The organism is Streptomyces sp. MUM 2J (assembly GCF_022414535.1).
GTDB lineage: Bacteria > Actinomycetota > Actinomycetes > Streptomycetales > Streptomycetaceae > Streptomyces.
Map to the genome: position 1 here is coordinate 1 of NZ_JADWYM010000078.1, position 10,639 is coordinate 10,639.

A 10,639-nucleotide genomic window follows, 5' to 3' on the forward strand; every position below is an offset into this window, starting at 1 on the left:
TCGGTGATCGCCCGTCGTGGACGCCCTGGATGCCGTCCGGCGCTCAGTGACCTTGCTGGTCGTCGCGCCGCCGCGGGAGCTGGTGCGCCGGGTGGGCCTGGTGCCGCAGGAGCCGCGCGACCTGCTCTACGCCGACACGGTGGCCGCCGAGTGCGTGGCCGCCGACCGGGACGCCGGGGCGGCACCCGGCACGTGCCGGGCCCTGGTGGGCGAGCTGCTGCCGGGCGTGGTGGACGGCACCCACCCCCGCGACCTCTCGGAGGGCCAGCGTCTGGCCCTGGCCCTGGCGGTGGTGCTGGCCGCCCGGCCGCCCCTGATCCTGCTGGACGAGCCGACCCGCGGTCTGGACTACGCGGCGAAGGCCCGCCTGATCGCCCGTCTGCGCGCACTCGCCGCGGACGGCCACGCGATCGTGCTCGCCACCCACGACGTGGAGCTGGCGGCCGAGCTGGCCCACCGGGTCGTCCTGCTCGCCGAGGGCGAGGTGATCGCGGACGGCCCGACGGCCGAGGTGGTGGTGTCGTCCCCGTCCTTCGCCCCGCAGGTGACGAAGGTCCTGGCGCCGCAGCGATGGCTCACGGTGGCGCAGGTGGAGGAGGCGCTGAGGTGACCGCACGAACCCTGGGGGCCTCGGCTCCCCCGGCCCGCCGGGCGCGGGCGATCCGTCTGGGCCCCCGTTCCGTGGCGGCGCTGGCCCTGGTGAGTGCGGTGGGGGTGGCGGGCTTCGGCTGGCCGTTCCTCGCCCCGCCCACCTCGCAGGTGAACGCGCACGCGCAGGACGCGCCGTGGCTCTTCGCGGGGCTGCTGGTGCTCCTGGTCGCCGTCGTCGCGGCGACGATCTCGGAGTCGGGGCTGGGCCCCAAGGCGGTGGCGATGGTGGGCGTGCTGGCAGCGTCGGGGGCGGCGTTGCGGCCGATCGGCGCGGGTACCGCGGGCCTGGAGCCGATGTTCTTCCTGATGGTGCTGAGTGGGCGGGTCCTCGGGCCGGGCTTCGGCTTCGTGCTGGGTTCGGTGACGATGTTCGCGTCCGCGCTGCTCACCGGTGGGGTGGGGCCCTGGATGCCGTTCCAGATGCTGGCGATGGGCTGGTTCACCCTGGGGGCGGGGCTGCTGCCGGGTCCGGACCGGCTGCGCGGGCACGGGGAGGTGGCGATGCTGGCGTGCTACGGCTTCCTGGCCGCCTTCGCCTACGGCACGGTGATGAACATGGCGGGCTGGCCCTTCATGAACAGCCTGGCGTCGGGGATCGCCTTCGACGCGCACGCGGCGGTGCCGCGGAACCTGGCCCGCTTCGTCGCCTACTGCCTGGCCACGTCCATGGGCTGGGACATGGGGCGGGCGGTCGTCACGGTCGTGCTCACCGTCGCCCTGGGCCCCGCGGTGCTGCGGGCGCTGCGCCGGGCGACACGGCGGGCGGCTTTCGAGACGCCGGTCACGTTCGAGGGGCCCGGGGAGGGGACCGCTGGGTGAGGCGCCGTGCGCCGACCGTGACACGAGGCGGTTCCGGCGGTGAACCACCCCACATGACCCGGGTCACGTACGAGGCGGCTTCGTAGCCGCAGGTCAGTGTCATGCCCTCGCCATCACACCTCCTGACCTGCACAGTGAGATCCGGCTCACACGGCCACCCTTCCGGCCGGATGCGACCACAACTAGTAAAAGCGGTCATTGCGGACGGGTTCCGGGCCTGTTTCTCTGGATGACGTCGCACGGCGCCGACGTGCCCCCCGGGGCCTCGGCGCCGAGGCATGTCCGCCCCGCGCCGCACGGCGCGCCACGACCCGCACGCGACACCACCGCCCCCGACGAAAAGGTTCTTCGTGTCCGTCTCCCGCGTCCTTCGCAACATCGCCGCCCCGAAGAAGGCCCTCACCACCGCCGCCGTGGCCGCCGCCACCGCCGGCATGGCCCTGACCGCGGCACCCGCCCACGCCGCGACGGCCTCCGCGGACTCGGCCTCCCAGGCCAAGGCGATCGCGCGCAAGATGATCCCGGACGCCGCGCAGTACAACGCCTTCGCCAAGATCGTCCAGCACGAGAGCGGCTGGAACGTCCACGCCACCAACGCCTCCTCCGGCGCCTACGGCCTGGTCCAGGCCCTGCCCGGCTCCAAGATGGCCTCCGCCGGCTCCGACTGGAAGTCCAACCCCGCCACCCAGATCAAGTGGGGCCTGAACTACATGGACGCCCGCTACGGCAGCCCGGTCGGCGCCTGGAACTTCTGGCAGGCGAACGGCTGGTACTGAGCCGCACCCCGCGCCACCTGAAAGGCGGCGGCCCCGCACAGCCGGGTCCGCCGCCTTCGGCGTTTCCCGGCCCGGGCGTGGTCCACTGGGTCGGTGATCACCCAGTCCGGCACCCGCGACCCCGGCGCACGGGGCGTCCCCCTGGTCGCCGTCCTGATCGTGCTGGCCCTGGTCAGCGGGATGATCGACGCGGTCAGCTTCCTGGAACTCCACCACGTCTTCACCGCCAACATGACCGGCAACGTGGTCGTCCTGGGCTTCGCCGCCGCCGGAGCGCAGGCGTTCTCCGTTCCCCACACCACGACCTCGCTCGGCTGCTTCCTGCTGGGCGCGGTGTCCGGCGGGCGCATGCTGAAGCGGATGAGCGGCCGTCCGCGGCGGACCCGCGCCCGCACCGCCCTGGCCGCCGAGGCGGCACCGGTCGGTACGGCGGCGGCCGTGGCCCTCGCCGTCCCCGCCACGGGCGGGGTGACGTACGCGCTGATCGGCCTGACCGCCTTCGCCATGGGCCTGCGCAACGCGACCGTGCGCAAACTGGCGGTACCGGGCCTGACGGCCACCACCGTGGTGACCATGACCCTGACCGGGCTGGCGGCCGAGTCCCCACTGGGCAGCGGGTCGGGCCGGCAGATCCGGCGCCGGGCCGCCCTGGTGGTCGCGCTGTTCGGTGGCGCCGCCGCCGGCGCCTGGCTCGCCCTCCACCAGGGCCCGGGACTCCCGCTCCTGATCGCCGCGGTCCTCGTGGCGACTCTGGCGGTGACGGCGTCGGGGCGCGAGGGCTAGTACGACGGCAGAGGACCAGTACTACGACAGGCGACGTTCGCCCCGTCGCGACGCCCGGCACGCTCCCCAGCGCCCCCGAGGGCGTGGAAGGTGCCCTCCCACTCGCCGCACCGGCCGAAAGCCGGGGTACGCCCGGTGCGAGCCGGCCGTGGACGCCGCCGCACGTACCGGGATCAGCCCGGAGCGCCGTCGCGCACCGGCTCGCGGCACGCACCGCCGGCACCGCCGGCCACGGCCGGGGCCGTCCTCCCCCGCGGCCCCTGGAGCAGATACGTCAGCCCGAAGCCGGCGCCGACCACGACGGCGCCGACCACCGCGTCGAGCACCCAGTGGTTGCCGGTACCGATGATCGCGGAGACGGTGAAGAAGGGGTGCAGCAGGCCGAGCGCCTTCATCCACCGTCTCGGGGCGAGGGCCACGATCACCAGACCGCACCACAGGGACCAGCCGAAGTGCAGCGACGGCATGGCCGCGTACTGGTTGGTCAGCTCGGTGAGGGTGCCGTAGTCGGGCCGGGAGAAGTCCTGCGGGCCGTTGACCGTGTCGACGATGCCGAGGCCGGGCATCAGGCGGGGCGGGGCGAGCGGGAAGAGCCAGAACCCGACGAGGGCGAGCACGGTGGCGAAGCCGATCGCCGAGCGCGCCCAGCGGTAGTCGACGGGGCGGCGCCAGTACAGCACCGCGAGGATGGTCAGCGGCACCCCGAAGTGGAAGGACCTGTAGTAGAAGCTGAGGAAGTCCTCCAGCCAGCCGGTTCCGGCGACGAAGTGGTTGGCGGCGTGCTCGATGTCCAGACGCAGGAAGCGTTCGAGGCCGAGGATCAGGTGGCCGTGGTCCTCGGCGCGGGCCCGGCCGCCGCTGCCCGAGTCCCCGGCCGCGGCGAGGCGGATCCTCGCGTACACGGAGTACGTGATGCGGATCAGCAGCAGCTCGAACAGCAGGTTCGGCCGGGTCAGCACGCGGCGCAGGACCGGCACGGCGGACATGCGCGGCCGGCGGGCGGACACGGGTGCGGCGTACTCGGTGGGGACCGGGCTCAGGAGGAAGGGGGAACTGCGCGCCAGGAAGGGGACGGCGGTGGCGGCGGCGAGAGCCGTCAGCAGCACCAGGTTGTCGATGAACGGCTCGAACAGCGGCTTGTCCGGCAGCAGCATCCCCGCCGGGAGCGTCATCACCAGCAGGACGGCGACCGGCCAGACGTACCGGTCGGAGGCCCGTCGGCCGACCCGGCCGACGACCGCGAGCAGCACCCACAGCAACTGGTGCTGCCAGGCGGTCGGCGAGATCGCGACGACCGCGCAGCCGGTGACCGCTACCGCGAGGAGCAGTTGGCCGTCGCGCGCGTACCGCACACCGCGCCGCACACCGAGGACGGCGACGCCCGCGCCCGCCAGCAGGAAGAGGACGATCTCCGCGGGGCCGCTGAGGCCGGCCCGCAGCAGAGCGCCGTGCAGGGACTGGTTGGCGAGGGCGTCCGCCTCGCCCCCCAGCCCCACGCCGGCCATGTGGTGGACCCAGTAGGTGTGGGAGTCGTCCGGCATCGCGACCCACGCCAACAGGGTGCAGGTGGCGAAGGCGGCCCCGGCCGACCGGGCCGCGGTGCGACGGCCGGTGAACCACAACAACGGTGCGAACAGCAGCACCGTCGGCTGGAGCGCGGCGGCGAGGCCCACGCACAGTCCGCCGGCCCGCTCTCCCCGGACGACGAAGCAGCCGGCCAGCACGAGCAGCACCGGGATGATGCTGGTCTGGCCGAGCCACAGGGTGTTGCGCACCGGCAGCGACAGCATCAGCAGGCTGACCGCCACGGGGGCGGCGAGCTGCGAGGTGCGTCTGGCGACCGGCTGGGGCAGGGCACGGGCGGCGACCAGGCCGAGGGCGACGACCAGGAGCAGGGTTCCGAAGGTCCATCCCCATCCGAGCGCCTGTTCGGCCGCCCGGGTGAGGGGCTTGAGGACGAGCCCGCCGAAGGGGGTGCCGGTGAACCGGGTGGAGTCGTAGAGCGAGCCGCTGACGTGCAGGACGCCCGCCGGGCCGACCCAGGTCTCCAGGTCGATCAGCCGTTCACCGCGCGGGCTGTTGAGGACGACGGCCACCTGCCGGGCCGCGAGCAGGGCCGCGACCAGCCACAGGGTCAGCCGCAGCGCGTGCAGCCGCGCCCCGGCCGCGTCGACGGCCGTCGTCCCGAACGCCCTTGCCGGTCGCCCGCTCCGCTCCGCTCGCGCCAAGCTCGTCGGCCTCCCGCCCCATCCGTCCCCCGTGCCCGTCACGGGGGATCGTCTTCGCGCACCTCATGGGGTGCGCACGGTCCACGGACAGAGACGCACGCAACCGCCGCTTCGCCTGACGGCCGCGTTCCTTTCGCCCGCACGACGATAGTCCGGCAGCGGCCCGGTCGCCTCCGCGCGGGCCGTGACCGCGCGGGGCGGGACCGGGACGGCGGCGGGCGATGACGTCCGTCCGTGCCGGAACGGGTCCGCGCCTCCCGGTGTGCGTGCACTGTGCAGCGAGCAGCATACCGTCCGTGACGGGCGAGCAGCGCGCCAGGCGGTGGGGGTGGGGGAGCGGAAGGGGCGGCGGGGCGGTGGAGGTGGTGGAGGTGGTGGAGGTGGTGGCGGGCGGTCCGGAGCCGCCGTGCCGCCACGCTGTTCCCGCACGTCTCACCCGCCCCGCCCTCCCCCAGCCACCCCGGGTTCTCTGAAATCCTGGAGCGGGCAACGGCCGAGGACGAAGGGCGGGCAGTGCGCATGAGCGGTTCACAGCTGTGGGACGACATCGACTTCTACTTCTCCAGCCACCTCGCACCGGACGACGAGGTGCTCCAGGCGGCCCTGCGCGACAGCGAGGCCGCCGAACTGCCGCACGTCAACGTCACCGCGCCGCAGGGCAAGCTGCTGCAACTCCTCGCCCAGATCCAGGGCGCGCGCGCCATCCTGGAGATCGGCACCCTCGGCGGCTACAGCACCATCTGGCTGGGCCGCGCCCTGCCCTCCGACGGCCGTCTGGTCTCCCTCGAGTACAGCGCCAGGCATGCCGAGATCGCCACCCGCAACATCGCCCGTGCGGGTCTCGACCGCATCGTCGAGGTGCGGGTCGGCCCGGCGTTGGAGTCGCTGCCGAAGCTCGCCGACGAGAACCCTCCCCCCTTCGACCTGGTCTTCATCGACGCCGACAAGGCCAACAACGCCCACTACCTGGAGTGGGCGCTGCGCCTCACCCGGGCGGGCAGCGTCATCGTCGTCGACAACGTGGTCCGCGGCGGCCGGGTCGCCGACAGCGGGAGCACCGCGCCCGACGTGGAGGGGACCCGCGCCGCCATCGAGCTGATCGCCGCCCACCCGAGGCTGTCGGGAACGGCGATCCAGACGGTCGGCAGCAAGGGGTACGACGGTTTCGCGCTGGCCCGGGTGCTCGCCTGAGCCCCGGTGGCGTCCCGTGCCCGGCGGGCGCGGGACGCCACCGGGCGGGGCACGGGGCGGAGCGGGGCGGTTCGTTCACTCCGTCCGCGCCGCGATCCCCCGTCAGGCCTCGTGGTAGAAGCCCACGTTGACGCTGCGCGGCCCGGTGCGGTCCAGGACGACGACCTCGCCGGCGGCGCCGCGCGGCAGCCCCACGCTGCCGCCGTAGGTGAGGGGCTGGGCGTACTCGCCGACCACCAGCCGGACTTCGGAGGAGGGGTCGGGCTGGGACCCGCGCAGCCACGTCAGCCGCCAGCCCCCGTCGGGGCCGCATGCGAACTCCAGGTGGACGCGCGAGACGAACAGCCAGTCCTCCGGCGTCACGAGGCGGCACACGGACATGTCCCGGCCCACCCGCAGCACGGCGCCGGGTTCGCTCGGCGCGTCGGCCATGAGCATGCCGGCCGTGGCGCCCGCGTCCGCCCCGGAGACAGTGGCCATGGTGAGTTCGAGCACGTGCGCTCCTTCGTGAGGTGACCTGGCCCGACGTCGCCCGACGCCCTGCCCGGTGGCCGGATCGGCTCCCGGCGGCATGATAGGCCGCCCGGTCGGGCCGCGTCCGGCACAATGGCCCCATGAGCGAGCGAAAGCCACCGGGGGTGAGCTTCGACTCCTGGACGGACAAGCAGATCCGCGACGCCGAAGCGCGCGGCGAGTTCGAGAATCTGCCCGGCGCGGGAAAACCGCTGCCGAGCGATGTCGAGGCGGCCTACGACGAGCAGTGGTGGATCAAGCGGAAGCTGGCCCGCGAGGGCATCTCGGTCCTGCCACCGGCGCTGGCGCTGCGCAAGGAGGCCGAGGACGCGCTCGTCGCGGCGATCGCGGCCCCCTCCGAGCGGACAGCCCGGAAGATCGTCACGGACGTGAACGTGAAGATCCGCGACATGATGTACAAGCCGCCGCCCGGGCCCCCGCTGGGGATGAAGCCGTACGACGTCGAGGAGGTCGCGCGGCAGTGGCGGGAGCGGCGGGAGCGGTGAGGGCCGGCCGGGTCGCACCGGTCCTGCCGCTCGGCTTCCCTTCGCCGTGCGGCGGACCACCGGTCACGGCGGGTGTGCGCGGCCGGGCTCCCCGCTACGGACTCCTGCCGTCAATGCGTTTGCGCCCCGGTCCGGCCTTCCCGTGACAATGGCCCATGCCCGCTTGGACCGTCGCTCCGGAAGCCTCCGACTCCCCCGCCGCAGCCGCGCTCTGGCGGGCGTACTACACGGAGGTCAGCGACCGCTGGTACCTCCTGCACGAAGGGCGCCGCACCGATCCGGCGGAGCTGGAGCGGGAGATCGCCGCGGAGCGCGGCGCGGACCTCGCGCCGCCGCGCGGCCTGCTGCTGGTGGCGCGGCACGGGGGCGAGCCGGCCGGCACCGCGGGCGTGAGGCTGCTGGACGCGGCGACGGCCGAGCTGAAGCGGGTGTTCCTGCTGCCGGGGATGCGCGGCAGGGGTGGCGCGGCGCTGCTGGTGGGCGCCGCCGAGCAGATCGCGCGGGAGCTCGGCGCCGGGCGGATGGTCCTGGACACGCGCGGTGATCTGGTCGAGGCACGGGCCCTGTACGCGCGCCTCGGCTACGCGGAGACCGAGCCGCACAACGACGCCGCGTACGCCGAGCACTGGTACGGCAAGTCCCTCAGGTGAACGGTGACGGCGACCGCGGTTCGCCCGGCCGTTCCCGCTCCGAGCCGCACAGCTCCTCGTTGAGCTGCCGCACCAGTTGCGTCAGGTCGGTCGGCCGGTCCGGCCCCCACCAGTCGCCCAGCAGCTCGGCGAGGGAGGCCTCGCGGGCCTGCGCGAGTCGTGCGGCCACCTCGCGTCCGGTGTCGGTGAGGACCAGCTCGACCCCGTCCCGGCGGGCGAGCCGGCGCTCCTCCAGCTGTCGGGCGGCCTCCAGGACGACGTGCAGCGGGACGGGGCCGCGCTCGGCGAGCGGAGCGGGTTCCACCGCGCCGTACCTGTTGATCCGCAGCAGCAGCCAGCTCGCCCCGGGCAGCAGGTCGTAGCCGGCCCGTTCGGTGATGGTCCGGTAGATCTCGCGGCGGCCCTCGCGGGTGCCGAGCACGGACAGCGCACGGCACACCTCGTCGTACGACGACCGCTCGACCGGGTTGCTGGCGAGGGTCTCGGTGACGTCGGGGGCGGTGACCGAGGCGCGCAGCCGGTCCTCCTTGAGGAACCAGGAGAGGACGAAGCCCGCGGCGGCGACGGGCGCGGCGTACAGGAAGACGTCGGTGATGGCGGTGGCGTAGGCGTGCAGGGCCGGCGGACGCAGATCGGGCGGCAGGGCGGCGATGCCGCGTGGATCGGACTCCAGTGCGTCCACGGAGGTGCCGGGTGGCAGGGTGACCCCGCGGAAGGCGTCGGTGAGCTGGTCTCCGAGACGGTTCGCGAAGAGCGTGCCGAAGACGGCGACGCCGAAGGAGGCGCCGATGGAGCGGAAGAAGGTCGCTCCGGAGGTGGCGACGCCGAGGTCCTCGTAGGAGACGGCGTTCTGCACGATCAGGACGAGGACCTGCATCACCAGGCCGAGGCCGAGCCCGAAGACGAGGAAGTAGCCGCTCATCTCCGCGGTCGAGCTGTTCTCGTCCAGCTGGTGCAGGAGGAGCAGGCCCAGCGTGGTAACGGCCGTGCCCGCCACGGGGAACACCTTCCAGCGGCCGGTGCGGCTGACGATCTGCCCGGAGAGCGTCGACGACAGCAGCAGGCCGAGCACCATCGGCAGCATGTGGACGCCGGACATGGTCGGCGACACGCCCTGCACGACCTGGAGGAAGGTGGGCAGGTAGGTCATCGCGCCGAACATGGCGAAGCCGATGATGAAGCTGATGGCCGCGGCGAGGGTGAAGGTGCGGATGCGGAACAGCGAGAGCGGCAGGACGGGTTCGGCGGCCCGCCGCTCCACGGCCGTGAAGGCCACGGCCAGCACGACACCCAGGACGGCGAGGCCGACGATCTGCGGGGAGCCCCAGCCCCAGGTGGTGCCGCCGAGCGAGGCGACCAGCACCAGGCAGGTGGCGACGGAGGCGATGAGGAGGGTGCCGAGGTAGTCGATGACGTGCCGGGTGGCCGTGCGCGGGATGTGCAGGACGGTGGCGATGACGGCGAGGGCGACGACGCCGACGGGCAGGTTGACGTAGAAGACCCAGCGCCAGCTCAGATGCTGGGTGAACAGCCCGCCGAGCAGCGGGCCGAGGACGCTGGTCGCACCGAACACGGCGCCGAACAGGCCCTGGTAGCGGCCGCGTTCGCGCGGCGGCACGAGGTCGCCGACGATCGCCATCGACAGCACCATCAACCCGCCCCCGCCCAGGCCCTGCACGGCGCGGAAGGCGATGAGCTGCGGCATGTCCTGCGCCATGCCGCACAGCGCGGAACCCACCAGGAAGATGACGATGGCGATCTGGAACAGCCTCTTACGGCCGTACTGGTCACCGAGCTTGCCCCACAGCGGCGTCGCGGCGGTCGAGGCCAGCATGTACGCGGTGACCACCCAGGACAGATGGTCGAGGCCGCCGAGGTCGCTGACGATCGTGGGCAGCGCGGTCGACACGATGGTCTGGTCGAGCGCGGCCAGCAGCATGCCCAGCAGCAGGGCGCCTATGGAGACCAGCACGTTGCCGGTGACCTGCTCCCGCTGCCGGTCCGCCGTGCCGGCGTGCCCCGCCACCGCCATGAAGACCTCCTGAGGTCGCAATCCGCGCGTGAGCCGTCCGCTGCGACTTCCATCGTGAGGGGTGTGACCGTATATGGCCTGTTGAGTCCTCTCGAAGGCCCCGTCTTACGGGGGTTGGGCCATCCGAGGTGAAGGAGATCGGCATAATCTCTGGAATTCGGATGGGGAGGGGCGAACACGTGGACGAACGCGGGACCGGGCCACAGGCACACCAGTGCCCGGAATGCGGCGCGCCGAGGGGGGCGGACAACACCCCTTCGCGCGCCTGCGCGCAGCGGGCGTCCGACGCCCTGCGCGACGCCCGGTCGGCGGCGCAGGCCGAGGCGGAGGACTTCGACCCGCTGCGCATCCGGCCCTACGTGGAACTGGTGGAACTGGAGGACACCGCGAACGCACCGGCCGCCCGGCCCGTCACGGGCGGGCGGCACGCTCGGCCCGCGCAGGGCGTCGCGCCGGGCGCCGGGGGCGCCGGCGACGCGCGTGAGCGTGC

Annotated in this window: 9 protein-coding genes and 2 pseudogenes; 8 read left to right on the plus strand and 3 right to left on the minus strand. The window is 73.6% G+C overall.

The window, feature by feature from the left end; translation table 11 throughout:
- Positions 1-70: 70 nt before the first annotated feature.
- The 4 genes and pseudogenes from I3F54_RS31315 to I3F54_RS31330 form a co-directional block, all read left to right on the plus strand.
- Positions 71-610 (plus strand): annotated as a pseudogene (locus I3F54_RS31315) (AAA family ATPase); the annotation flags it as partial.
- An 11-nt stretch (positions 611-621) separates the two neighbouring features.
- Positions 622-1,470, plus strand: coding sequence for an ECF transporter S component (locus I3F54_RS31320; protein WP_240122321.1), 849 nt, complete (start codon positions 622-624; stop codon positions 1,468-1,470).
- A 350-nt stretch (positions 1,471-1,820) separates the two neighbouring features.
- Positions 1,821-2,246 (plus strand): transglycosylase SLT domain-containing protein, encoded by a 426-nt coding sequence (locus I3F54_RS31325; protein ID WP_240122313.1) that lies wholly within the window; start codon positions 1,821-1,823, stop codon positions 2,244-2,246.
- A 93-nt stretch (positions 2,247-2,339) separates the two neighbouring features.
- On the plus strand, positions 2,340-3,029 hold the full coding sequence (locus I3F54_RS31330; protein ID WP_240122314.1) for a YoaK family protein: 690 nt from the start codon (positions 2,340-2,342) through the stop codon (positions 3,027-3,029).
- 173 nt (positions 3,030-3,202) lie between these two features.
- Here the strand turns inward: I3F54_RS31330 and I3F54_RS31335 are convergent, their stop codons facing one another.
- Positions 3,203-5,257, minus strand: coding sequence for a bifunctional glycosyltransferase 87/phosphatase PAP2 family protein (locus I3F54_RS31335; RefSeq protein ID WP_240122315.1), 2,055 nt, complete (start codon positions 5,255-5,257; stop codon positions 3,203-3,205).
- 519 nt (positions 5,258-5,776) lie between these two features.
- Between I3F54_RS31335 and I3F54_RS31340 the strand changes: the two genes are divergently transcribed.
- Positions 5,777-6,448, plus strand: a complete 672-nt coding sequence (locus I3F54_RS31340; RefSeq protein WP_240122316.1) for an O-methyltransferase — start codon at positions 5,777-5,779, stop codon at positions 6,446-6,448.
- A gap of 102 nt (positions 6,449-6,550) precedes the next feature.
- Here the strand turns inward: I3F54_RS31340 and I3F54_RS31345 are convergent, their stop codons facing one another.
- A complete protein-coding gene (locus I3F54_RS31345) occupies positions 6,551-6,943 on the minus strand; it encodes a hypothetical protein (RefSeq protein WP_240122317.1) in 393 nt (130 codons plus the stop codon).
- 119 nt (positions 6,944-7,062) lie between these two features.
- Between I3F54_RS31345 and I3F54_RS31350 the strand changes: the two genes are divergently transcribed.
- Both I3F54_RS31350 and I3F54_RS31355 read left to right on the plus strand, forming a co-directional pair.
- On the plus strand, positions 7,063-7,467 hold the full coding sequence (locus I3F54_RS31350; protein ID WP_240122318.1) for a DUF1992 domain-containing protein: 405 nt from the start codon (positions 7,063-7,065) through the stop codon (positions 7,465-7,467).
- A gap of 155 nt (positions 7,468-7,622) precedes the next feature.
- Positions 7,623-8,117 (plus strand): GNAT family N-acetyltransferase, encoded by a 495-nt coding sequence (locus I3F54_RS31355; RefSeq protein WP_240122319.1) that lies wholly within the window; start codon positions 7,623-7,625, stop codon positions 8,115-8,117.
- On the opposite strand, the gene I3F54_RS31360 is transcribed toward I3F54_RS31355, so the two are convergent.
- Positions 8,110-10,149: an MFS transporter gene (locus tag I3F54_RS31360; protein ID WP_240122320.1), complete on the minus strand. Its 2,040-nt coding sequence runs from the start codon at positions 10,147-10,149 to the stop codon at positions 8,110-8,112. The genes I3F54_RS31355 and I3F54_RS31360 overlap by 8 nt on opposite strands.
- 179 nt (positions 10,150-10,328) lie before the next feature.
- Between I3F54_RS31360 and I3F54_RS31365 the strand changes: the two are divergent.
- Positions 10,329-10,639 (plus strand): annotated as a pseudogene (locus tag I3F54_RS31365) (peptidoglycan-binding protein); the annotation flags it as partial.